This window comes from Rhizobium sp. BR 249, from assembly GCF_047445895.1.
Classification (GTDB): Bacteria; Pseudomonadota; Alphaproteobacteria; order Rhizobiales; family Rhizobiaceae; genus Rhizobium.
Map to the genome: position 1 here is coordinate 1 of NZ_JARWKX010000019.1, position 23,663 is coordinate 23,663.

Below are 23,663 nucleotides of genomic sequence, written 5' to 3' on the forward strand. Positions count from 1 at the left end.
TGTCGGCCCCCTCCCTCAGCGCGTCAAACCTCATTTGAGGCCCTGAGCGTCCCAGCTGCGGGCGTGGGTCGGATCATTCCGCTGTCGCGGCTGCAGCTCATCGAGACTGCGCGCAAAACATAGGAAGGTCCTGCCTGCGAAGACCCATCATGCGGCGGCCGTGTGCCGACCGCGCAGACAACCCTGCTCCCGGCGCTGGACAGCTTTGAAGACAACATCGCCCAACCAATCGAATCCACCGCGCTACGCCGTCCCCAAAAGCGGCGCCGATGCCTAATGACAAAACAGCCTTGACTAAGGCAATGCGATTAGACAACCGCTGCACACTTTTGCGCGACATGCTCTAATCGCCGTCCAATCATTGCAAACCTCGCAGCGGCCGCCCCGGAAGGAGAGATCAACCGTGGCGGCCGCCGCTTGACGGAGGCATGTCGCCCTCACGTCAGTAATTGCATCCCGATCCGTTGGTCGGCGCAAAGCCGTAGTTGCAGGTGTTGCTCAGGCGCTGTGGCCGCTCGACCGAGCCGGTATAGCCGTCGAAGGCGCGTGGGGGATACCAATAGCCGTTAGAACTCTTGCGATAGCCGGCCCGGGCACTGCTGTAGCCGCGGTATCCGTTGAGAGACGGTATCTTGCTCTGCGCGACTTGTTGCAGCAGGCCTGGCGAGGCCATGACCGGCGGTATCGCCGGGTGGATGGGCGCGGCGCCGACGGAGTCGATCCATGCCAGCGATGCAAATGTAATCAGGCTGGCTCGCAGTAAACTCTGTACTATTTTCTGCCTCATGGCGATTTCCCCGATGGCGCGGTGTTCGCCGAACCTGAACGGTGTCTGTCGCGTATCGCGCCCCGATGTCGATGAGGCCACAGGCTTTTCAGGATGTCGATTGCCCGAAAGGATGAAATCCGCAGTGCGGGCCACGCAAAAACGGATTCACCCGCTGCCGAGCGCGACGCTATAGATGCCATGAAATGCGAAGCCGCCCGACGCGTTCCGGACGCATCGGGCGGCTTTTATTCTCATCCGTCGGACGGATCAGATCAGTTCCATTCGCGGATATCGACGAAGTGGCCGGCGATCGCCGCTGCGGCCGCCATGGCCGGCGAGACGAGGTGGGTGCGGCCCTTGAAGCCCTGACGGCCTTCGAAGTTGCGGTTCGAGGTCGAGGCGCAACGTTCGCCCGGCTTCAGGCGGTCGTCGTTCATGGCGAGACACATGGAGCAGCCCGGCTCGCGCCAGTCGAAACCGGCAGCCTTGAAGATCTTGTCGAGGCCTTCGGCTTCCGCCTGTTCCTTGACGAGGCCGGAGCCCGGAACGATCATGGCGTTGACGGTTGAGGCAACGGTCTTGCCTTCGACGACCTTGGCGACGGCGCGCAGGTCTTCGATGCGGCCGTTGGTGCAGGAACCGATGAAGACACGGTCGACGCTGATATCGGTCATCGGCGTGCCCGGCTTCAGGCCCATATAGTCAAGCGCACGCCACTTGGAGGCACGCTTCGTCTCGTCCTGGATTTCATCCGGGTTCGGAACGGTGCCCTGAACGGAGACGACGTCCTCCGGCGAAGATCCCCAGGAGACGATCGGCGGCAGTTCGGCGGCGTTCAACTTGACGATACGGTCGAAATGAGCGCCCTCGTCCGTTTTCAGCGTGCTCCAGTAGGCGATCGCCTGCTCCAGCGCCTCGCCCTTCGGTGCGCGCGGCTTGCCCTTGATATATTCGAAGGTGATCTCGTCGGGGGCGATCAGGCCGGCGCGGGCGCCGCCTTCGATCGACATGTTGCAGATCGTCATGCGGCCTTCCATCGACAGCGCGCGGATCGCTTCGCCGGCATATTCGATGACATAGCCGGTGCCGCCTGCGGTGCCGATCTCGCCGATGATGGCGAGAACGATGTCCTTGGCGGTGACGCCTGCCGGCAGCTGGCCATCGACCTGCACCAGCATGTTCTTGGCCTTTTTCTGGATCAGCGTCTGGGTGGCGAGAACGTGCTCGACCTCGGACGTGCCGATGCCGTGGGCGAGAGAGCCGAAGGCGCCATGCGTGGAGGTATGGCTGTCGCCGCAGACGATCGTCATGCCCGGCAGGGTGAAGCCCTGTTCCGGCCCGATGATATGGACGATGCCCTGGCGCTTATCGTTTTCCGAATAATATTCGACGTTGAACTCGGCGGCATTCTTGGCGAGCTGCTCGACCTGAATGCGGCTTTCCTCGTTCTTGATGCCGAGATGGCGGTCGGCCGAGGTCGGAACGTTGTGGTCGACGACGGCGAGCGTCTTTTCCGGCGCACGGACCTTGCGGCCGGACATGCGCAGGCCTTCGAAGGCCTGCGGCGAGGTGACTTCGTGGACCAGGTGGCGGTCGATGTAGAGAAGACAGGTTCCGTCTGCCTGTTCGTCGACCAGATGATCGTCCCAGATCTTGTCGTAGAGGGTACGCGGTGCGCTCATGGCGTTAAGTCCGTTTTTTGAAGCTTTGGAAAATCGGAAAAAGCGGATCAGGCTCCGCCGGCCGTCATTCGGTCAACGAAGTCGGCTGTTGAGCGCACCGGACACGCAGGCAAAGAACCGTGCCGGCAGGCGATAATGATCCTGCAGCACGAAAATATGCGCGCCAATGCAACTGAACTTGGATTCCATGGCGCTGGATATAGCGATTTTTGATCGAAACGGCAATTCGAATCGTGAGGCGGATTACCGCCGCGGCATCTGCTTCATCTTCTTCTCGATCCGCCGCAGCGCCAGCGACAGGCCGATCGTCAGGATCAGGTAGATATAGGTGACGATCGAATAGGTCTCGAAGAAGCGGAAGGAGCCGGAGGCATAGACCTTGCCCATCTGCGTGATGTCGGCGACTCCGAGGACGGAGACGAGGGACGAATCCTTCACCATCGAGACGAAGTCGTTGGAAAGCGGCGGGAAGATCACCCGGATCGCCTGCGGGAAGACGACGAGCCGGAAGCGACGGTAGCGTGAGAGACCGAGCGACTTGGCCGCCTCGATCTGGCCGATATCGACCGACTGGAAACCGGCGCGGAAGATTTCCGCAATGAAGGAGGAATAGCCGATCATCAGCGCGAAGATCGCACGCCACATCAGCGACAGGTCGCGCACGAGGATCGGCTCGGCAATACCTGATTTCACCAAGGGGGTGATCATGAAATTATAGGCCGCAACGAGACCAGGTGCGCCGACGAAGGCGATGTAGAAGAGCAGCACCAGGATCGGAATGCCGCGGATGATCTCGATGTAGAAGCGGGCGATCTGGCGCAGCACGATACTGTCCGCCAGGCCAAGCAGCGCGATACCGAGACCAAGCACCGTTGCCAGCACGAAGGCGACGAGTGTCACGAACACGGTAATGCCGGCGCCATTCACGACGGTCCGGAAGACCTGCGCGTAAATGTCGTTGGTGACGATCACGACGGCGAGAATGATGCCGATCAGAACGAGGACGGCCAGCCACCACGGGCGGTCGTCCTTCTCCTGTCGCGGGGATGGTGGTGGCGCCATCTGCGATCGCTCGGGGGATTATTCGCCCATCTTGTAGTCGAGGAACCACTTCTTGTTCAGCGCATCGAAGGTGCCGTCGGCCTTCAGCGCTGCGATGGCGGCATTGACCGGGGCGACGAGATCGGAACCCTTCGGGAAGATGAAGCCGAAGTCCTCGGTGCCGAGCGGCTCTCCGACCACCTTCAAGGCGCCGTTCGAGGAATCGACATAGCCCTTGGCGGCGACGCTGTCGGTGAGGACGAGATCGACGTCGCCTGTTTTCAGCGCCTGCACGGTTGCGCCGAAGGTTTCGAAGAGCTTGATGCGCGGGTTCTGTTCGTTGCCGTCGAGGATTTCATAGACGGCAGTGTAGAAAGGCGAGGTGCCGGGCTGGGCGCCGATCAGGCCGTCCTTGAATTCACCGAAGGACTTGGCGTCGGTGAAGCGCTTCTCGTCTCCGCGCACCAGCATGAACTGCTGCGAGCGCAGATAGGGATCGGAAAAGTCCACCTTCTGCTTGCGGTCTTCCTTGATGGTGATGCCGGTCATGCCGATGTTGTACTGGCCATCGGAAACCGCCTGGATCATCGCGTCCCAGCTGGTGTTCTGATATTCGACCTTGAAATTCAGCCGCTTGGCGATTTCGTTCATCGCATCATATTCCCAGCCGATCGCCTTGCCGGATTTCGGATCGACGAATTGCAGCGGCGGATAGGCGTTCTCGGTGACGACGACGACGCTCTTGCCGCCGAGATCGGGCAGTTCGGCAGCCGATGCGGCGAAGGGCAGAAGAGAAAGGGCGGCGAAACTTGCAAGAACGGTACGGCGAAACAGCATGGAACGGCTCCAGAATTGAACGGGAAAATTGTCACGGAAGATAGGTGTGAGGCAAGGCCGCCGGCTGCACGGACGCGCAAAAAATAGAAAAGGCGATCCGAAGACCGCCTTTCCACGAACAGAATTTTGCGCAGATCTTATTCTGCTGCGGCTTCCGCTGCGGCAGCTGCTTCAGCAGCGGCCTTGGCTTCGGCGGCTTCTGCTGCTGCCTTTTCGGCGGCGAGCGCCTGGGCGGCTGCAACCTTTTCAGCTTCGATGCGTGCCTTTTCCTCGGCGATGGCGGCGCGCTCGGCGTCGTTGAGCTTGCGGGCGCGAACGCCGGTGTCTTCAACGATACGGGCGGACTTGCCGCGGCGATCACGGAGGTAGTAGAGCTTGGCGCGACGGACCTTACCGCGGCGAACGACGTCGACGCTTTCGATCATCGGCGAGTAAACCGGGAATACGCGCTCGACGCCTTCGCCGTAGGAGATCTTGCGGACCGTGAAGTTTTCCTGCAGGCCGCCGCCGGAGCGGGCGATGCAGACGCCTTCATAGGCCTGAACGCGGGTACGGCTACCTTCCGTGACCTTCACGTTGACGCGGACGGTGTCGCCCGGGGAGAATTCGGGGAGGGTGCGCTTGGCTTCGATCTTGGCGGCCTGTTCGGCCTCGAGCTGCTGAATGATGTTCATCGTCTTAACCTTTGGTTCTTCTGAAACAGCCAGAGCGCTCGACACTGATCCTTTGGGTTAGCCTCGGGATTTTGCCCTTTCAGGGCGGGAGCGGATTCGCCATTCTTTGTTTGCTGGCAGACGGGGCTAACCCCATTTCCGCGTGCGCCAATACACCAAAGGCCGGGGCTTGTCATCCCTCGCACGACATTTTTGTGAAAAGGCCGGCGAAATCAGCCGTTTTTCTCGGTTTTCGCGCTATCGAGCAGGTCCGGCCGCCGTTCCCGCGTCAGCCGCACCGCTTCCTGGTGGCGCCATTTCTCGATGGCGCCATGGTTGCCTGATGTCAAGATGGAGGGGATTTCCCGGCCTTCCCACTCCTGCGGCCTGGTATAATGCGGATGTTCCAGCAGCCCGCCTTCGAAGCTTTCGTGCAGGCCGGAAAGATCGTTGCCCATGACGCCGGGCAGGATGCGGATGATCGCATCGAGCAGGGTCAGGGCCGCCGGCTCGCCGCCCGACAGCACGTAGTCGCCGATCGAGACCTCTTCCAGACCGCGCGCCTCGATCACCCGCTGGTCGACCCCCTCGAAGCGGCCGCAGACGATGATGACGCCTTCGCCCGCTGCAAGTTCGCGCACGCGCTCCTGCGTCAGCGGCCGGCCGCGCGGGCTCATCAGCAGGCGCGGCCGCGCGTCATTTTCGCAGGCGCTGTCGATCGCGCGGGCGAGAACGTCTGGTTTCAGCACCATGCCGGCGCCGCCGCCGGCCGGGGTGTCGTCGACCGTGCGGTGCCTGTCGGTGGCGAAGTCGCGGATCTGGACCGCATCCAGCGCCCATTGCCCGCGCTCCATCGCCTTGCCGGCGAGCGAGAAGCCCAGATGTCCCGGAAACATCTCCGGATAGAGTGTCAGTACGCTCGCCCGGAAAACCATGGCGTCACTTCTTCTTTTTCGGCTTGTCCGGCGTGAATTTCGGAACCTCGTCCGGGTCGTCGACCAGTCCCGCCGCCAGCGGATCGATCAGCAGCGTGCCGGCTTCGAGGTCGATCTCCAGCACCGAGGCTTCCGAGAAAGGGATCAGCACCGGGCGCTTGCCCGGACCCTTGAGTTCCAGGAGATCGCCGGCGCCGAAATCGAAGACGCCGGTGACGGTGCCGTAGCTGACGCCCTTGTCGTCCCGCGCCTCGAGCCCTTCGAGATCGGCATAGTAGAACTCGTCGTCCTCCAGTTCCTCGTCGGGCAGGTTGTCGCGCTCGATATAGAGTTCCAATCCGTTCAACGCCTCGGCTGCGTTGCGGTCGTTGACGCCGCGGAAGCGGACGACCACGACATTCTTCATCTCGCGGATTTCGAGGACTTCGAAGCTGCGTCCGTCCATGCTGTGCAGATGGCCGTAGTCGCCGAGTGCTGCCGGATCGGCCGTATAGGCCTTGGCGCGCACTTCGCCGCGCAGGCCCTGCGCGCCGCCGATCGTTGCCATCAGAACGGGGTTTTCAAGCTTTGTCATGGGTTCCTTCATGTGAAGCCGGAAAGACAGGCCTCTCATAAACGAAGTGCGGATAATTGGAAACGAAAACGGGCGGCATGTCGCCATGCCGCCCGTGGGATCAAGGGGATGTCCCGATTATTCCGCGGCGTCGGCAGCAGCGGCGGCGTCAGCGGCCTTCTGAGCCTTTTCGGCGGCGCGTTCCTGGGCGCGCTTGCCCGGCTTTGCCTTGATCGGGTTGTTCTTGGCTTCGCGCTTGGCAACGCCGGCTTCATTGAGGAAGCGCAGAACGCGGTCGGTCGGCTGGGCGCCGTTGTCGAGCCAGTGCTTGATGCGCTCGGCGTTCAGCTGAACGCGCTTCTCGTCGTCCTTGGCGAGCATCGGGTTCCAGGAACCGAGGTTTTCGAGGAAGCGGCCGTCACGCGGGCTGCGCGCATCGGCGAGAACGACGTGGTAATACGGACGCTTCTTGGAGCCACCGCGGGCGAGACGAATTTTCAGTGCCATGTTCTTTACTCCTTAGGCTTTTCTTGACCGCTTCGTAGGGCGGTAGGGTTATCGGGCCGCGGCGCTCTGTTCAGCGTGATCCGCAGCGATCTGCTCATGATGCCGGATGACTTCCTTGATGACGAAGTTCAGGAACTTCTCGGCGAAATCCGGGTCCAGATTGGCGGCTTTCGCCAGCTGGCGAAGGCGTTCGATCTGGTATTCCTCGCGCGCCGGGTCGGCCGGCGGCAGATTGTATTTGGCCTTCAGCACGCCGACCTCTTTGGTGCAGCGGAAGCGTTCGGCCAGCATGTGCACGAGAGCGGCGTCGATATTGTCGATCGACTGACGATAGCTCGCGAGCTGGGCTTTGACGTTTGGATCAATCATGGGGCAAGCGATCCTTTCACTTCTTCTTCGGCAAGCCGGGCAAACCCGGGAAACCACCGCCAAGACCCGGCAGCTTCGCGCCGCCGAGGCCCGGCAAACCACCCGGCAGACCGCCGAGACCGGGCATACCCCCACCCGGCTTTCCAAGCCCCGCCGCTTCCGCCTGCTTCTGCAGGGCTTCGAGCTGGCGAGGATCGATATTCGAGAGATCGGGCATGCCGCCCATGCCGCCGCCAAGCCCCATCTTGCCGGCAAGGCCGCTCATCATCTGCTTCATCATGCCGCCTTTGCCCTTGCCGCCCATCATCTTCATCATGTCCGCCATCTGGCGGTGCATCTTCAGAAGCTTGTTGATGGCGGCGGCATCGGTGCCGGAGCCGGCGGCGATGCGCTTCTTGCGCGAATGCTTGAGCAGGTCGGGATTGGCGCGCTCGGCCTTGGTCATCGACTGGATGATGGCGATCTGGCGGCCGAAAAGCTTGTCGTCGAGGCCGGCTGCGGCCATCTTGTCCTTCATACCGGCCATGCCGGGCATCATGCCCATGATGCCGCCCATGCCGCCCATCTTCTGCATCTGGCGCAGCTGATCGGCGAGGTCGTCGAGATCGAATTTGCCCTTGGCCATCTTGGCGGCCATGGCGGCCGCCTTCTCGGCGTCGATGTTTTCAGCCGCGCGCTCGACGAGCGAAACGATGTCGCCCATGCCGAGAATGCGGTCGGCGATGCGGCGGGGATGGAACTCCTCGAGTTCGCTCATCTTCTCGCCGACGCCGATCAGCTTGATCGGCTTGCCGGTGACGGCGCGCATCGAAAGGGCCGCGCCGCCGCGGCCGTCGCCGTCCATGCGGGTCAGCACGAGGCCGGTGATGCCGACGCGTTCGTCGAAGTTGCGGGCGAGATTGACGGCGTCCTGGCCGGTGAGGCTGTCGGCGACCAGCAGGATTTCATGCGGGTTCGACTTCTTCTTGATGTCGGCCATTTCGACCATCAAGGGCTCGTCGATATGGGTGCGGCCGGCGGTGTCGAGAATGACGACGTCATGGCCGCCGAGCTTGGCCGCCTGCACGGCGCGGGCGGCGATATCGGTCGGCGACTGGCCTGCGATAACAGGCAGTGTGTCGATATTGGCCTGGGCGCCGAGTTGGCGAAGCTGCTCTTGCGCGGCCGGACGGCGCGTGTCGAGCGATGCCATCAGCACCTTTTTCTTGTCGCGCGTCGACAGCCGATTGGCGATCTTGGCCGTCGTCGTCGTCTTGCCCGAGCCCTGCAGGCCGACCATCATGACGACGACGGGGGCCGGCGCATGCAGATCGATGCCCACACCTTCGCCGCCCAGCATCTCGATCAGTTCGTCATGCACGATCTTGACGACCATCTGGCCGGGCTTGATCGACTTCAGGATCTCGGCGCCGACAGCCTTTTCACGCACGCGGTCGGTGAAGGAACGTACGACGTCGAGCGCGACGTCGGCTTCCAGCAACGCGCGGCGAACCTCGCGCAGCGCTGCGGAAACATCGGCTTCCGAAAGCGCGCCACGGCCGGTCAGTCCATTCAGAATGGAGCCAAGACGGTCCTGGAGGTTTTCAAACATCGGCTCTTCCTTGATACGTTTCGGGCGGGTTCGATATGCCCGGAAACGTCGTGCTTTTCCTTGACGAAAACAAGACGCAAAGCCAAAAAGCACCCGAGGGCGCATCGCGCTGTCGGGTGTTGACCTCCGGGATCTCGAAGTCCCGGTCGGCGGCTCGGAGTCATGCGGCTCGTCGCGGATTGGGCGCGATAAACAGGAAAGCGGCGGGAAAGTCAAGGCGAATGCGCCGGGACGACCGCGTCGCGGGCTTTCGTTAGCCCATGTGACATGGATGTGCGCGGCTAAAATCCGGCTGGCAGTTCAAATTCGCCATAGCGGCCAGTTGCAAAATATTCTGCTTATGATTCTACTTTCTACTTAAGTGCATCCTGTAAAAATGATTCGTGAATATCCTTGATGCCGGATGATCCGGCGGAGATATCGAATGATCAATGCTGATATTGAAAGCTGGGCGCTGGCACGGGCCCACCATATTGTCCTCAACGAAGGCCTTAGTCTTGCTAAAGCGGCACAGGATCTGGACCGCAAACGGTCCCGCTCGCTGGTCTACGAGCTGAGAAAGGTCATCACCGCCGCTATCGTCGAGGCGCATGCCGCCTCCTTCGATCCTCAGGGTGCGCGCCCCGAAAGCTAAACACGACGATATGTGTTCAGCGCCCAAGTGTGGAGAGGCGCGAATGCCATCTCACGGGCAGGGTGTGGGCAGGCCCGCATTGCGCCGCAAGAACGGTGATGAGCCTGACGACGGATTTATTCGAAAGCGATTACTTCGGTCCGCTTCCGATCAGGACATTGCGGAGCATGTCTGTCATTGCGCCGGCTAGGTCTTCGGGTGCAGTGACGCGCAGGTTATGCTTGTAAAGACTGTCGGTCTCCCAATTGATCCCGATAGCTGCTAGCAGTATGCGATCATCTGCTTCTATGCGCGCAATAACGGTACGTAGATGATCGATCAAAAAATTGGGTCCGTTTTCATGCAGCGTGGAATCGTCGACGGGAGCGCCGTCCGAGAGGACTATCAGAATTTTGTGCTTCTCCGGCCTCTGATATAAGCGGCTTGCTGCCCACTCGAGCGCTTCACCATCGACATTTTCCTTTAACAAGTCCCTTCGCAGCATGTCCTTGAGGACGTAGCCCAGCGCGGGTGGCCCTCTCTTATCTGCCGACCGATAAACGATGTGGAGCAAGTCGCATAAACGGCCCGGGTATTGAGGACTTCCTCGCCTCTTCCACAATCTACGTGATTGGCCTCCTTTCCAGTCTAATGTTGTAAAGCCCAAAATCTCTACCCGGTAACCGAGACGAGACAGGAAATCGCAAGCAATCTCTACCGTAGCCGCCGCCAATAGTATCGATTGGCCACGCATAGAGCCTGAATGATCTACTAGAATGGAAACGACAGTATCTTGTCGCTCATGTTCCGATGTCGCGTCTCTTATAGATCCCGTTGTTTCCAATGCCTGTAGGTTGGCCGTTGTGCGCCATGAATTGAGCGACGTTTCAAATGTCGTCCAAGCATCATCAAGTGCGGTTGCATCATCAGGGCTCAGCGGGGCCAATACCTCCTTCAGACGTGTTGCATCGACAACGACGTCGAAATCGCGTGTGAAAACCGAGTAAGTATCCGCGGCTTTTGACCCGGCTCTTTTTAGGGCCCGGTTGAATAATGATTTAAACATGATTGAGATCGAATTTCATTGGCGACAAGTTTCAATCGCGAGCCTATCGAATTTTTACCAGGTTTCAATCTTCTCTAAGGTTTTGAAGGAAGCCATTTGGATTCCGGAAGTTGCGTGATGGCATGCCACGAGCCTTCCCCACTGGTAATTCCCTCGCGTTTCCGCCATATACAGCGGAAAGACGGACGGAATGATATCATGAGCGCAACGGTCGAATTCGCGAGGATGAACGGGCTTGGCAACAAGATCCTGGTCGTCGACATGCGTGGGCGGCCGGATAAGGTGACGCCTGCTGCGGCAATCGCGCTCAATTCCGATCCGCAGACCGAGTTCGACCAGATCATGGCGATCCATGATCCGAAGGCCGACGGCACCGACGCTTTCATCGATATTCTGAATTCCGACGGCTCGAAGGCGCAGGCCTGCGGCAACGGCACGCGCTGCGTCGTGCAGGCGCTTACCGCCGAAACCGGAAAGAAGGCCTTCACCTTCCAGACGGTCGCCGGCATCCTCAACGCCGTCGAGCACGAGGACGGGACGATCTCCGTCGATATGGGCCGGCCGGTCTTCGATTGGAACAGAATCCCGCTGGCGGAAGAATTCCACGATACGAGCCGCATCGAACTGCAGATCGGCCCGATCGACAACCCGGTGCTGCATTCGCCCTCGGCAATGTCGATGGGCAATCCGCACGCGATCTTCTGGGTGGACAGGGACGTGATGTCCTATGATCTCGCCCGCTTCGGGCCGTTGCTCGAAAATCATCCGATGTTTCCGGAGCGCGCCAATATCACGCTGGCGCAGGTGACGTCGCCGACATCGGTGACGACGCGCACATGGGAGCGTGGTGCGGGACTGACGCTTGCCTGCGGTTCGGCCGCCTGTTCGGCCGCCGTCAGCGCGGCGCGCACCGGCCGCACCGGCCGCAAGGTCACGATCAACGTGGCAAGCGCCAAGCCGCCGGCGACACTTTCCATCGAATGGCGCGAGCGTGACGATCACGTCATCATGACGGGACCGGCGGAATGGGAATGGTCGGGCCGGGTCGATCCTTCGACCGGCCTGTGGTCGCGCGACGGCACCCGAGAGGTCGAGGCGCAGTGAGCGGCATCGAGGTCATTACCTTCGGCTGCCGCCTCAACACATATGAATCCGAAGTGATGAAGGCGCAGGCCGAGAAGGCCGGGCTCAACAACGCCATCCTGGTCAATACCTGCGCCGTAACCGGCGAGGCCGTGCGCCAGGCCCGCCAGGCGATCCGCCGGGCGCGGCGCGACAATCCGCATGCCCGTATCATCGTCACCGGCTGCGCCGCGCAGACGGAAAAACAAACCTTCGCCGCCATGGCCGAGGTCGATGTGGTGCTCGGCAACGAGGAGAAGCTGACGAGCGCCTCTTATCGCAGCCTGCCGGATTTCGGCGTTTCGGCCGAAGAGAAGCTCCGCGTCAACGATATCATGAGCGTCAAGGCGACGGCGCCGCAGATGGTCAGGCACATCGACGGCCACGTGCGCGCCTTCATTCAGGTGCAGAACGGCTGCGACCATCGCTGCACCTTCTGCATCGTCCCCTATGGCCGCGGCAATTCCCGCTCCGTGCCGATGGGCGCGGTCGTCGATCAGGCGCGCAAACTCGCAGACAGCGGTTATCGCGAGATCGTGCTGACCGGGGTCGACGCCACCAGCTATGGCGCCGATCTGCCCGGCGCGCCGACGCTCGGCCTTCTGGCGAAGACGCTGCTGAAACAGCTCCCTGAAATCCGTCGTCTGCGGCTTTCCTCGATCGACAGCATCGAGGCCGACGCCCATCTGATGGACCTCATTGCCGACGAGGCGCGTTTCATGCCGCATCTGCATCTATCGCTGCAGCATGGCGACGACATGATCCTGAAGCGGATGAAGCGCCGGCATTCGCGCGCCGATGCGCTGCGTTTCATCGAGGAAGCGCGCCGCCTTCGCCCTGAAATGAGCTTCGGCGCCGATGTGATCGCCGGTTTCCCGACGGAAACGGAAGAGATGTTCGCCAATACAGTGCGGCTCGCCGAAGAGGCTGGCATCGCGCATCTGCACGTTTTCCCCTACAGCCCGCGTCCCGGCACGCCCGCCGCCCGCATGCCGCAGCTCGACCGGTCGCTCATCAAGGATCGCGCCGCACGGCTGCGCGCCACTGGACATAGGCTGCATCAATGCCATCTCGATGGCATGATCGGCACCCGGCAGTGGCTGCTTGTCGAAAACAACGGCCTGGCGCATACGGAAAACTTCACGTTGGTGGCAGCCGCCGGACTTCGTCCCGGCGAACTTGTGCCGGCCACGATCACCGGCCACAATGGCAAGCATCTCGACATGCAATTGACGGCCGCAGCGGCCTGACTTTCACGGAATCTCCATGGCGCTCAGTTTCATCAAAAAGGTCTTCACCTTCGGCAAGCCGGCTGAACAGCCCGTGCCTGAAGCCGTCGAAAGGGAGCTCGAGCCGCGCTCGCGCGATGAAGACCTGCCGATTGCGGATGATCCCGTTCTTCCCGAGGAAATGGAGACTGCGGGCGGCCCTGCTGCCGATATCGTGCAGGACGCTGGGGAAGAGCGTGACGATGCCGCGCCCGCGATCCTGCCGGCTTCGGACCAACTGAGCGACATGGGCGTCGTGCCGTTGTCGCTGCTGGAGGCCGAGGCGGAAGCGGAGGAAGATACCCCCCCTATCCTGCCGGGCGTCCCCCCCACAGGTGGGGGGACTGGGCACGCGGATGCCGATCGCCAGGCAATGGATGTGGAGAGTGAGTCCGCTGCTTCGGATGATGCAGCCAATGTGGCGGAAAACATCGCCGCGAGTTTCCCCCCACCTGTGGGGGGGATGCCCGGCAGGGTAGGGGGGGAGGCTGAGGACCGCGAGCTTTCGGTCGAAACACCCCTGCCGTCACCGGAGTCGATGGAAGCGGCGCCAGCTGTTGAGCCCATCCTCCCCAAAGGCTTCGCCACCGGCCCGAAAGTCGCCGAACCCGAACCCGTTCTCCCGCAGCCGAAGCTCAGCTGGTTCCAGCGCCTGCGCAACGGCCTCGCACGCACCTCCTCGCAGCTCACCGGCCAGATCGCAGCCCTTTTCACCAAGCGCAAGCTCGACGACGAGACGCTGCAGGATCTCGAAGACCTGCTGATCCAGGCCGACCTCGGCGTCGAGACGGCGCTGCGTGTCACCGATACGCTGGCTTCCGAGCGCTACGGCAAGGATGTGACCGGCGAGGATGTGAGCCGGATCATGGCGTCCGAAATCGCCAAGGTGCTGAAACCGGTCGCCAAGCCGCTGCAGCTCGACCTTTCGCACAAGCCGCATGTCATCCTCGTCGTCGGCGTCAACGGCACGGGCAAGACGACGACGATCGGTAAGCTCGCGGCCAAGCTCTCCGGCGCCGGGCTGAAGGTGATGCTGGCCGCCGGCGATACGTTCCGCGCGGCGGCGATCGAGCAGCTGAAGATCTGGGCCGAGCGGACCAATTCCGAATTCATCGGCACCAAGCTCGGCGCCGATGCCGCCGGCCTCGCCTACGACGCCTTCGAACAGGCGAAAGCCCGGAAATGCGACGTGCTGATCGTCGATACCGCCGGCCGCCTGCAGAACAAGGCCGAGCTGATGGCCGAGCTGGAGAAGATCGTGCGCGTGCTCGGCAAGCTCGATCCCGATGCGCCGCATACGGTGCTGCAGACGCTCGACGCCACGACGGGGCAGAATGCGCTGAGCCAGGTCGAGATCTTCCGCAACGTCGCCGGCGTCAACGGGCTGATCATGACCAAGCTCGACGGCACGGCGCGCGGCGGCATCCTCGTTGCGATCTCCGCCAAGCACAAGCTGCCGGTCTATTTCATCGGCGTCGGCGAGGGTGTCGACGATCTGGAGCCCTTCGAGGCCGAGGATTTCGCCCATGCCATTGCCGGGCTCGGGCAATGATGCCACAGATATGCCGCCGAAAGCCTGCAAGGGACGGTCGGGAAACAGGTTTTCAGGAATAGCAGGTTCGAAGAACGCATGACCACCGAAAGCGATATCACGCCGTCCGCGGCCGACCGCCATCATCCGATGCTGAAACTGGCGCTGGAACTCGGGCCGCTGCTGATCTTCTTCTTTGCCAATCTGCGCGGTCAGTGGCTGGTGGAAAAATTTCCCGCCCTTTCCGAACTGGGCGGCCCGCTGTTCGTCGCAACCGCGCTCTTCATGGGGGCGACGGTGATTTCGCTCGTGGTTTCGAAGATCGTGCTCGGCCACCTGCCGATCATGCCGTTCGTTTCCGGCATCGTCGTCGTCATCTTCGGCTCGCTGTCGATCTGGCTGCAGAACGAGACCTTCATCAAGATGAAGCCGACCATCGTCAACGCGCTGTTCGGGGTCGCGCTGCTCGGCGGGCTCGCCTTCGGCAAGTCGCTGCTCGGCTATGTCTTCAATGCCGCCTTCCAGCTCGACGCCGAGGGCTGGCGCAAGCTCACCATCCGCTGGGGCATCTTCTTCCTGTTTCTCGCCGTGCTGAACGAGGTCGTCTGGCGCAATTTTTCGGACGATACCTGGGTCGCCTTCAAGGTCTGGGGCACGATGCCGATCACCATCATCTTCACGCTGGCACAGATGCCGCTGGTGCTGAAGCACAGCCTCAACCCCGAAACGGATGGTGAAAAGTGAGTGCTGCAGACGCCGAATATCGGGTAAAGAACCAGACATTCTGGTTCGTCGCCTGCCTCGCGGTCCTGGTCGCCCAGATCGTCGCCGAACATCTGATGGGCCGCGTGCCGATCTGCGCCTGCGGTTATGTCAAGCTGTGGGAGGGCGGGGTCAATACCAGCGGCAATTCGCAGCATCTGTCGGACTGGTACACGCCGTCGCATATCATCCACGGCTTCCTGTTCTACGGGCTCGGCCATCTCGTCCTGCGCCGCAAGCCGCTGGCGGCAAAGCTGCTTCTGGCGCTGTTCATCGAATCCGGCTGGGAACTCTTGGAAAATTCACCTCTCATCATCGACCGCTACCGCACGGCGACGATCGCGCTCGACTATTACGGCGACAGCATCCTGAACTCGGCGATGGACACCGTCTTCATGTGCCTCGGCTTCTTCTTCGCCTGGCGCGCGCCGGTGGCGCTGACGGTGGCGATCGCCATGTTTTTCGAGATTTTCACGGGTTATGTGATCCGCGACAACCTCACGCTCAATGTGGTGATGCTGATCTGGCCGGTCGAGGCGATCAAGGTCTGGCAGGGCGGGGTTTAGACTTACGAAGCCGGCTTCCCCAGTGCCTTTTCCATCGCCGGAAACAGCCCTTCCTTCAGGCTGATATCGTCGAAGGGGCCGACGCGCTTGTAGAGGATGGTGCCGTCAGGGCCGACGAGGTAGCTTTCGGGAATGCCGTAGACACCCCAGTCGATCGCTGCCTTGCCGTTCGGATCGACGCCGATCGCCTGATAGGGGTTGCCGAGTTCGCCGAGGAAGCGCAGCGCGTTCTCGTTCTTGTCCTTGTAATTGATGGCGACGATGTTCAGCCGGCCGTCTTTCGCCAATTCCTTCAGAATGGGGTGCTCGTCGCGGCAGGGGACGCACCAGGAGGCGAAGACGTTGACGAGCGTCAGCTTGCCTTTGACCGCTGCATCGGTCAGCGCCGGCAGGTTCGCGCCGTCGAGCGGCGGCAGGTTCAGCGACGGCGCCTTGGTGCCGATCAGGGCGGAAGGGATTTCGGCGATGTTCTTGCCGTGGAAATCCTGGTCGTAGAGCATCTTCGCGGCCGTCGCGGCAATGCCGCCGAAAACGATCAGCGGCAGAAGCGCCAGCACGTAGCTGCCGCGCCCGCGCGGCTTGGCGGTGGTGGTCTCAGGCTTCTCGTTCATTCGCCGTCCTTTGCGCGCGCCGAGCGGCGGCGGATGCCGGCGGCTTCGAGCGCCGCGAGTTCGCGCCGGCGCGCCCGGCCGTCGGCCCAGGTCCATAGGATGACGGCAACGGTCACCAGGGCTGCGATGCCATAGGATGCGTAGACATAGAAGGCGTGCGTCACGGCCTATTCCTCCCGGCTGGCCATGCGGGCGGCGAGACGGCGCTGGGCGGCGATGCGGCGGCGCCAGATCTCGTTTCTCATCGCCATGATGTGCAGGGTGAAGAAGAGCAGCGTGAAGGCGATCGCCATGACAAAAAGCGGACGCAGGAATTCCGGATCGATCGCCGGGCCGTCGAGGCGCATCACGCTTGCCGGCTGATGCAGCGTGTTCCACCAGTCGACCGAGAACTTGATGATCGGGATGTTGACGAAGCCGACCAGGATCAGCACGGCGGAGACGCGAGCGGCCTTCGACGGATCGTCGATGGCGCGGCTGAGCGCAATCAGTCCAAGATACATCAGGAAGAGAATGAAGACGGAGGTCAGCCTGGCATCCCAGACCCACCAGGTACCCCACATCGGCTTGCCCCAGAGCGAGCCGGTGATGAGGGCAAGCAGGGTGAAGGCGGCGCCGAGCGGGGCTGCGGCCTTGGCGGAGACATCGGCGAGCGGATGGCGCCAGACCAGCGTGCCGATCGCCGAGACGCTCATGATCGTGTAGCACATCATCGAAAGCCAGGCCGCGGGCACGTGGATATACATGATGCGCACGGTCTCGCCCTGCTGATAATCGCCTTCGGTGGCGAAGCTCAGATAAAGGCCGGCCGCAAAACAGAGGGCGGTGATGCCGGCCATCCAGGGAATGATGCGCGCCGCCAGCGCCAGAAACCGCGTCGGGTTGGCGAGATCGCTGAATTTGCTGATGGCAAGGCTCGTTTGGCTCATGAGCGCTTCCTTACCTTGATCCGGCTTTTCCCGCAATCGAATGCCAATCAATCCGCCGTGTTTCGTAGTGCAAGGGCGGCGGCGGCCGGGCCGATGACCGCGAAGAAGAGTGTGAGCGCGATGAGGATCAGGAAGGGCGGCAGGAACGGCGCCGGCTCCTCGACCGCGGCATAGGTGGCGCTGACGCCGAAGATCAGCACGGGGATGGTCAGCGGCAGCACGAGGATCGAGACCAGAAGGCCGCCGCGGGGCAGGGCGACGGCGACGGCAGCGCCGACGGCGCCGATGAAGGTGATGGCAGGCGAGCCGACGAAGAGGGTCAGCATGGTGGCGCCGATCGCCGTCTCGTCCATGTTCATGAACAGGCCGAGCAGCGGCGAGGCGATGACCAGCGGCAGGCTGGTGGCCGTCCAATGGGCGAAGCATTTGACGAGCACGGTCAGGACGAGCGGCGCTTCCTGCATCAGCATCAGGTCGAGCGATCCGTCGTCGCGCTCGGCCTGGAACAGGCGATCGAGGCCGAGAAGGGCGGCCAGCAGCGCGCCGATCCAGACGATGGCCGGGCCGATGCGGGAGAGAAGCTTGAGGTCGGGGCCGACGCCGAAGGGGATGATGGCGACGACTGTCAGGAAGAACAGCACGCCGATCAACGCGCCGCCGCCGGCGCGGATCGAGAGTTTGAGATCGCGGAGGAAGAGGGCGGTCATGCGGGGTGGTTTTCCTTGGCAGGTGCAGAAGACCGCGCGTCGTGAGTGGCTGAAAACCCCTCCCCAACCCCTCCCCACAAGGGGGAGGGGCTCAACCGCGGCTCGCCGCGGCGGCCAAAAGCGAAGGTTTTGCAGGTTGCTGACGTTCTGTTTACCGTGGCGGCTGGATTTGAAAGAGACCGTGCGGCAAAGTAGCCCCTCCCCCTTGTGGGGAGGGGTTGGGGAGGGGTCTTCATTTCATGTCCTCGCAAATACCCGCAAACCATCAACCCCATACTCCGTGATCCACGCCAGCAAAGCCCGTCATCTTCATTTCCTGTACATTCTTCAGCCCCAGCGGCTGGTGCGTCGCGGCCAGTACGATGCCGCCCTTGGCCAGATGCGCCTCGATCAGTCCTGCAAACAGCCGGTCGGCGCTCGAATCCAGCGCCGCTGTGGGTTCGTCGAGAATCCATATCGGCCGGTGGGCGACGAGCAGTTTGGCGAAGGCGAAGCGGCGCTGCTGGCCGGCGGAGAGATAGCCGAAGGGAAGGTGGGTGATGCCTGCGAGGCCGACGGCTTCGGCGGCGTCTTCGAGAGGGAGGCCGGTGGTGCCTGGGCTGCCGAGGAAGGATCGCCAGAAGTCCAGATTCTCTGCAACCGTAAGTTCACTCTTCATCGCATTTCGATGGCCGAGGTAATGGCTGGCCTCGCCGGGATGGCGGCCTTGCGGGCTCTCTTCGTCGCGGAAGATCACAGTGCCTTTTTCCGGCCTGAGGAGACCGGCGACAACGCGCAGCAAAGTGGACTTTCCCGATCCATTTTTGCCGGTCAGGACGAGCGCCTCTCCTGCCGCCAAGCGAAAGGAAACGTTAACGAAAATCAAATCCTCACCGCGCCTTGCAGCCAGATTTTCGGCGGTGAGATGCATGCGTCTGCTCTTTCTTCGTTGCGGCTTGCGGCGGGGTCAAAAAATGTCAGATTTTGATCGTTCTCGGGTATGGCAAGTTTTTAGGAAATTATCTATAAGACCGGCAACCACGCCAGCGGTCGGCGTGAATTTCATCCTTGCGCCGAACTTGGAGCGTCTGCTCCACGTGCGGACAGCGGAAATGGCCGTACCCGCATCCTGATGTGCATTAAGTGCATAGGCGTTCGCACGACTGTGTTGGCTATCAGAACGGGGTCTCTCGTGTCTAAATCTCTTGACAGTTTCAATTGTCGTTCCACGCTTTCCGTTGGTGGAAAGGACTATGTCTATTACAGCCTGCCCAAGGCTGAGGCAAACGGTCTGGCCGGCGTATCGAAGCTTCCCTATTCGATGAAAGTGCTGCTCGAAAATCTGCTGCGCTTCGAAGATGGCCAGTCGGTCACCAAGGAGCACATCGTTGCGGTCGCCGAGTGGCTGAACAACAAGGGTGCTGTCGAAAACGAGATCGCCTATCGCCCGGCGCGCGTGCTGATGCAGGACTTCACCGGCGTTCCCGCCGTCGTCGATCTTGCCGCGATGCGCGACGCGATGGTGTCGCTCGGCGGTGATCCCGAGAAGATCAACCCGCTCGTTCCCGTCGACCTCGTCATCGACCACTCCGTCATCGTCGACGAATTCGGCACGCCGCAGGCCTTCGCCAAGAACGTCGAGCTGGAATATCAGCGCAATGGCGAGCGCTACCGCTTCCTGAAGTGGGGCCAGCAGGCATTCAAGAACTTCCGCGTCGTTCCCCCCGGCACCGGCATCTGTCACCAGGTCAACCTCGAATATCTCGGCCAGACCGTCTGGACCAAGGAAGAGGACGGCGAGACGATCGCTTATCCCGATACCTGCGTCGGCACCGACAGCCACACGACGATGATCAACGGCCTCGGCGTTCTCGGTTGGGGCGTGGGCGGTATCGAAGCGGAAGCGGCCATGCTCGGCCAGCCGGTTTCGATGCTCCTGCCCGAAGTCATCGGCTTCAAGCTGACCGGCAAGCTCAAGGAAGGCGTCACCGCGACCGACCTCGTTCTGACCGTCGTGCAGATGCTGCGCAAGAAGGGCGTCGTTTCCAAGTTCGTCGAATTCTTCGGCCCCGGCATGGACAACATGCCGCTCGCAGACCGCGCGACGATCGGCAACATGGGTCCGGAATACGGCGCGACCTGCGGCTTCTTCCCGGTCGACGGCGAAACCATCAACTACCTCACCATGTCCGGCCGTACGCATGACCGGATCGCACTCGTCGAAGCCTATTCGAAGGCCCAGGGCATGTGGCGCGAAGGCGATGGTTCCGATCTCGTCTTCACCGACACGCTGGAACTCGACCTCGGCGACGTCGTGCCGTCGATGGCCGGCCCCAAGCGTCCGGAAGGCCGCATCGCGCTTGAAAACATCGCTTCCGGCTTCGCCGGCTCGATGGATGCCGATTACAAGAAGCCCGGCCAGCTCGCCAACCGCTATGCGGTCGAAGGCACGGATTTCGATCTCGGCCATGGTGACGTCGCGATTGCCGCCATCACCTCCTGCACCAACACCTCCAACCCGTCGGTGCTGATCGCGGCCGGCCTTCTCGCCCGCAACGCCGTTGCCAAGGGCCTGAAGACCAAGCCGTGGGTCAAGACCTCGCTGGCGCCGGGATCGCAGGTCGTCGGCGAATATCTCGCCAAGTCGGGCCTGCAGGCCGACCTCGACAAACTCGGCTTCAACTTGGTCGGCTTCGGCTGCACCACCTGCATCGGCAATTCCGGTCCGCTGCCGGCGCCGATCTCGAAGACGATCAACGACAAGGGCCTGATCGTATCGGGCGTGCTCTCCGGCAACCGTAACTTCGAAGGCCGTATCTCGCCTGACGTCCAGGCGAATTACCTCGCTTCGCCGCCGCTCGTCGTCGCCTACGCTCTCGCCGGCACGGTGCAGAAGGACCTGACGAAGGAGCCGATCGGCGAAGACCAGAACGGCAACCCCGTCTATCTCAAGGATATCTGGCCGACCTCGCACGAAGTGCAGGAATTCATCCAGAAGTACGTCACCCGCGAGCTCTACGAAAGCAAATATGCCGACGTCTTCAAGGGCGACGTCAACTGGCAGGCCGTTCAGGTCCCGCCGGGCCAGACCTATGCCTGGGACGACAACTCGACCTATGTCCAGAACCCGCCCTACTTCGTCGGCATGGGCAAGAAGGGCACCGGCGTCGCAGACATCAAGGGCGCGCGCGTCCTCGGCCTGTTCGGCGACAAGATCACCACCGACCACATCTCCCCGGCCGGTTCGATCAAGGCGGCATCGCCTGCAGGCGCCTACCTCATCGGCCACGACGTTGCCGTTGCCGACTTCAACCAGTACGGCACGCGCCGCGGCAACCATGAAGTGATGATGCGCGGCACCTTCGCCAATATCCGCATCCGCAACCACATGCTCGGCCCGAACGGCAAGGAAGGTGGCTACACCATCCACTACCCGTCGAAGGAAGAGACCTCGATCTACGACGCCGCCATGCAGTACAAGGCCGAAGGCGTGCCGCTCGTCATCTTCGCCGGTGTCGAATACGGCAACGGCTCGTCGCGCGACTGGGCTGCCAAGGGCACCAACCTGCTCGGCGTCAAGGCTGTGGTCGCGCAGTCCTTCGAGCGTATCCATCGCTCGAACCTGGTCGGCATGGGCGTCATTCCCTTCGTCTTCGAAGAGGGCACGACCTGGCAGAGCCTCGGCCTGAAGGGCGATGAGCTCGTCACCATCGAGGGCCTCGACAAGATCAAGCCGCGCGAGCGGAAGATCGCCAAGATCACCTATGGCGACGGCTCCGTGAAGGAAGTTCCGCTGCTGTCGCGCGTCGATACGCTCGACGAGGTGATCTACCTCAACAATGGCGGCATTCTGCAGACGGTCCTGCGCGATCTCGCTGCCTGATTGTTAAGAGCTTCCCATTGATAATGGCCGCCGGAAAGCAATTTCCGGCGGCTTTTCTTTGCGGCGGCAGTATCTGATCGGGCTCACGATGATTTGTTTTCACCGCCTTCCCGTCGAGCTACGTCTCACCCGTTCGTGACTTTTCGTTTGGACCCGGAAGGATTATTCGTACGTTCATATGTCAGGGCCTCCGGTTCCAACATGCCGTCGGCGCTGAAAAAGAGGTGCAGGTGAATGTCCCCCCGTTTTTTGATTCCGCTGATCGCCGGCTTTGTTCTCGCAGGCTCGTTGCATGCCGAAGACGGCACGCCGAAAGGCGTCGTCGAACTTTTCACCTCGCAGGGCTGCTCCTCCTGTCCTCCCGCTGATGCGGCCTTCCGCAAGCTGGTGAACCAGGGCGACGTCATCGCGCTCGCCTACCACGTCGATTACTGGAATTATCTCGGCTGGGCCGATACGCTGAGCTCCAAGGAAAATACCGAGCGGCAATATGGTTATGCCAGGACGATGGGCCGCAGCAACGTCTATACGCCGCAGGCGGTGGTCAACGGACGCAGCCACCTCGCAGGCTCCGATCTCAACGGCATCAACAGCAAGATCGAGACCGACAGCAGCGAAGGCAATGGGCTGAACATTCCGATCAGCGCGGCGATGCGCGGCGACGAGTTGGAGATCAAGATCGGCGCGGGACAGGGCAAGGCCAATGTCGTGATGGTCTATTTCGATAAGGAAAAGACGATCGACGTCGAAAAGGGCGAGAACAGCGGCAAGAAGATCTCCTATCTGCACAGCGTCACCAATGTCGAAACGGTCGGCATGTGGGACGGCAAGGCGACCAGCCTGACGCTGCCGGCGAGCGTCTTGCAGCGGCCGCAGCTCGAGGGCTGCGCAATTCTGCTGCAGTCGGCGAACGCCGACGGCGATCCGGCTGCGATCCTTGGCGCGACCGTGGTGATGGCTGGAAAAAACATCTGAGACTTCATCCGGTAACGGATGAAGGGCCGGGCGGCCCGGCCGAGCGTATTCGGGGCTGGGGTTAAGGTCGATACGCTCCGCCGGGCCCTTTGGCGCGCTGGCGCCAAACCGGGATGCATAAATCCCCTGCAAATGAGGCGCTGTTTTGACTGAAATGCGGCGCTGGGGAGAAAGCAACCTTCGTCCCCAGCGAAGGTGCGGGGACGCGCGGCACTGCGGTGCGGCGGAATGTGACGGGCGGCGCTCTTGCAATTTATGACGGCTCGGGCAAACTGTCACTCTCCTGTCACAAGCGGAGGCCTCGGGAGACTGATGACAGATCAGCCGGATTTGCGACACGGCGAAAGCCGCTCCGTCGACAATAGTTCCTCAGTCGTCGTCGATCTCAGGGAATACAAACAAAGCAAGGACCCGCTTCCGGTCACTTTTCATCGGCGCGAACTGGACGCGATCCTCTGGATCTATGGCCGCATGGTCGGCGAGGGTGAATGGCGCGATTACGCCATCGATCACCTGAAGGACAGGGCGGTCTTTTCCGTCTTCAAGCGCTCCGGCGAAATGCCGCTCTTCCGTATCGAAAAGAACCCGAAGCTCGCCGCCAAGCAGGGCGCCTATTCCGTCATCAACGTCAACGGGATGATCCTGAAGCGCGGACACGAGCTGAACCAGGTCCTCAAAGTGTTCGACAAGGCCCTGAAGCTCGTTGAGAAATAG

The 23,663-nt window shown here is 61.8% G+C and carries 25 protein-coding genes; 9 read left to right on the forward strand and 16 right to left on the reverse strand.

Annotated elements, in window-relative coordinates:
• Window positions 1-442 precede the first annotated feature (442 nt).
• The 10 genes from QD408_RS18015 to ffh form a co-directional block, all read right to left on the reverse strand.
• The gene (locus tag QD408_RS18015) at window positions 443-787 is read right to left on the reverse strand and encodes a cell surface protein (RefSeq protein ID WP_414140236.1); all 345 of its coding nucleotides are present in this window, start codon (window positions 785-787) and stop codon (window positions 443-445) included.
• 254 nt (window positions 788-1,041) lie between these two features.
• Complete coding sequence (gene leuC / locus QD408_RS18020) at window positions 1,042-2,451, reverse strand: 3-isopropylmalate dehydratase large subunit (RefSeq protein WP_414140237.1); 1,410 nt, start codon at window positions 2,449-2,451, stop codon at window positions 1,042-1,044.
• Window positions 2,452-2,694: 243 nt separating this feature from the next.
• Window positions 2,695-3,513 carry an amino acid ABC transporter permease gene (locus QD408_RS18025; RefSeq protein WP_088682203.1) on the reverse strand — a complete coding sequence of 273 codons (819 nt, stop codon included), beginning with the start codon at window positions 3,511-3,513 and terminating at the stop codon, window positions 2,695-2,697.
• An 18-nt stretch (window positions 3,514-3,531) separates the two neighbouring features.
• Window positions 3,532-4,329, reverse strand: a complete 798-nt coding sequence (locus tag QD408_RS18030; protein ID WP_414140238.1) for a basic amino acid ABC transporter substrate-binding protein — start codon at window positions 4,327-4,329, stop codon at window positions 3,532-3,534.
• A gap of 137 nt (window positions 4,330-4,466) precedes the next feature.
• Window positions 4,467-5,003, reverse strand: a complete 537-nt coding sequence (gene rplS / locus QD408_RS18035; RefSeq protein WP_088682201.1) for a 50S ribosomal protein L19 — start codon at window positions 5,001-5,003, stop codon at window positions 4,467-4,469.
• Window positions 5,004-5,215: 212 nt separating this feature from the next.
• The gene (gene trmD / locus QD408_RS18040) at window positions 5,216-5,917 is read right to left on the reverse strand and encodes a tRNA (guanosine(37)-N1)-methyltransferase TrmD (protein ID WP_088682200.1); all 702 of its coding nucleotides are present in this window, start codon (window positions 5,915-5,917) and stop codon (window positions 5,216-5,218) included.
• Window positions 5,918-5,921: 4 nt separating this feature from the next.
• Window positions 5,922-6,491, reverse strand: a complete 570-nt coding sequence (rimM, locus tag QD408_RS18045; RefSeq protein ID WP_414140239.1) for a ribosome maturation factor RimM — start codon at window positions 6,489-6,491, stop codon at window positions 5,922-5,924.
• Between the two features lie 117 nt (window positions 6,492-6,608).
• Window positions 6,609-6,977 (reverse strand): 30S ribosomal protein S16, encoded by a 369-nt coding sequence (gene rpsP / locus QD408_RS18050; RefSeq protein ID WP_011427150.1) that lies wholly within the window; start codon window positions 6,975-6,977, stop codon window positions 6,609-6,611.
• A 48-nt stretch (window positions 6,978-7,025) separates the two neighbouring features.
• Window positions 7,026-7,346: a chorismate mutase gene (locus QD408_RS18055; protein ID WP_003543666.1), complete on the reverse strand. Its 321-nt coding sequence runs from the start codon at window positions 7,344-7,346 to the stop codon at window positions 7,026-7,028.
• Window positions 7,347-7,362: 16 nt separating this feature from the next.
• Complete coding sequence (gene ffh / locus QD408_RS18060; protein ID WP_088682199.1) at window positions 7,363-8,937, reverse strand: signal recognition particle protein; 1,575 nt, start codon at window positions 8,935-8,937, stop codon at window positions 7,363-7,365.
• Window positions 8,938-9,340: 403 nt separating this feature from the next.
• Here ffh and QD408_RS18065 point away from each other — a divergent pair, with 403 nt between their 5' ends.
• A complete protein-coding gene (locus QD408_RS18065) occupies window positions 9,341-9,571 on the forward strand; it encodes a hypothetical protein (RefSeq protein ID WP_414140240.1) in 231 nt (76 codons plus the stop codon).
• Window positions 9,572-9,701: 130 nt separating this feature from the next.
• Here the strand turns inward: QD408_RS18065 and QD408_RS18070 are convergent, their stop codons facing one another.
• Entirely contained in the window at window positions 9,702-10,616 is a 915-nt protein-coding gene (locus tag QD408_RS18070) for a cobaltochelatase CobT-related protein (protein WP_414140241.1), read from the reverse strand.
• A gap of 198 nt (window positions 10,617-10,814) precedes the next feature.
• Between QD408_RS18070 and dapF the strand changes: the two genes are divergently transcribed.
• The 5 genes from dapF (at window position 10,815) to QD408_RS18095 (ending at window position 15,865) form a co-directional block, all read left to right on the forward strand.
• Window positions 10,815-11,720: a diaminopimelate epimerase gene (gene dapF / locus QD408_RS18075; protein ID WP_414140242.1), complete on the forward strand. Its 906-nt coding sequence runs from the start codon at window positions 10,815-10,817 to the stop codon at window positions 11,718-11,720.
• Window positions 11,717-12,988, forward strand: coding sequence for a tRNA (N(6)-L-threonylcarbamoyladenosine(37)-C(2))-methylthiotransferase MtaB (gene mtaB / locus QD408_RS18080; protein ID WP_414140243.1), 1,272 nt, complete (start codon window positions 11,717-11,719; stop codon window positions 12,986-12,988). The genes dapF and mtaB overlap by 4 nt, the downstream gene beginning before the upstream one ends.
• Window positions 12,989-13,004: 16 nt before the next feature.
• Entirely contained in the window at window positions 13,005-14,558 is a 1,554-nt protein-coding gene (gene ftsY / locus QD408_RS18085) for a signal recognition particle-docking protein FtsY (protein WP_414140244.1), read from the forward strand.
• A gap of 78 nt (window positions 14,559-14,636) precedes the next feature.
• Window positions 14,637-15,281, forward strand: a complete 645-nt coding sequence (locus QD408_RS18090; RefSeq protein WP_088682193.1) for a septation protein A — start codon at window positions 14,637-14,639, stop codon at window positions 15,279-15,281.
• Window positions 15,278-15,865, forward strand: a complete 588-nt coding sequence (locus QD408_RS18095) for a DUF2585 domain-containing protein (protein WP_414140245.1) — start codon at window positions 15,278-15,280, stop codon at window positions 15,863-15,865. The genes QD408_RS18090 and QD408_RS18095 overlap by 4 nt, the downstream gene beginning before the upstream one ends.
• A 2-nt stretch (window positions 15,866-15,867) precedes the next feature.
• Here the strand turns inward: QD408_RS18095 and QD408_RS18100 are convergent, their stop codons facing one another.
• The 5 genes from QD408_RS18100 to ccmA form a co-directional block, all read right to left on the reverse strand.
• A complete protein-coding gene (locus tag QD408_RS18100) occupies window positions 15,868-16,476 on the reverse strand; it encodes a DsbE family thiol:disulfide interchange protein (protein ID WP_414140246.1) in 609 nt (202 codons plus the stop codon).
• Window positions 16,473-16,640 carry a heme exporter protein CcmD gene (gene ccmD, locus QD408_RS18105; RefSeq protein WP_088682190.1) on the reverse strand — a complete coding sequence of 56 codons (168 nt, stop codon included), beginning with the start codon at window positions 16,638-16,640 and terminating at the stop codon, window positions 16,473-16,475. The genes QD408_RS18100 and ccmD overlap by 4 nt, the downstream gene beginning before the upstream one ends.
• A gap of 3 nt (window positions 16,641-16,643) precedes the next feature.
• The gene (locus QD408_RS18110; protein WP_414140247.1) at window positions 16,644-17,405 is read right to left on the reverse strand and encodes a heme ABC transporter permease; all 762 of its coding nucleotides are present in this window, start codon (window positions 17,403-17,405) and stop codon (window positions 16,644-16,646) included.
• Between the two features lie 47 nt (window positions 17,406-17,452).
• Entirely contained in the window at window positions 17,453-18,112 is a 660-nt protein-coding gene (gene ccmB / locus QD408_RS18115) for a heme exporter protein CcmB (RefSeq protein ID WP_414140248.1), read from the reverse strand.
• 265 nt (window positions 18,113-18,377) lie between these two features.
• Window positions 18,378-19,022 carry a heme ABC exporter ATP-binding protein CcmA gene (ccmA, locus tag QD408_RS18120; protein ID WP_414140249.1) on the reverse strand — a complete coding sequence of 215 codons (645 nt, stop codon included), beginning with the start codon at window positions 19,020-19,022 and terminating at the stop codon, window positions 18,378-18,380.
• Window positions 19,023-19,283: 261 nt separating this feature from the next.
• On the opposite strand from ccmA, the gene acnA reads away from it, so the two are divergent.
• The 3 genes from acnA (at window position 19,284) to QD408_RS18135 (ending at window position 23,663) form a co-directional block, all read left to right on the forward strand.
• Window positions 19,284-21,974, forward strand: coding sequence for an aconitate hydratase AcnA (acnA, locus tag QD408_RS18125; protein WP_088682185.1), 2,691 nt, complete (start codon window positions 19,284-19,286; stop codon window positions 21,972-21,974).
• A gap of 234 nt (window positions 21,975-22,208) precedes the next feature.
• Window positions 22,209-22,949, forward strand: a complete 741-nt coding sequence (locus QD408_RS18130) for a DUF1223 domain-containing protein (RefSeq protein WP_414140250.1) — start codon at window positions 22,209-22,211, stop codon at window positions 22,947-22,949.
• A 312-nt stretch (window positions 22,950-23,261) separates the two neighbouring features.
• Complete coding sequence (locus QD408_RS18135) at window positions 23,262-23,663, forward strand: DUF2794 domain-containing protein (RefSeq protein ID WP_088682183.1); 402 nt, start codon at window positions 23,262-23,264, stop codon at window positions 23,661-23,663.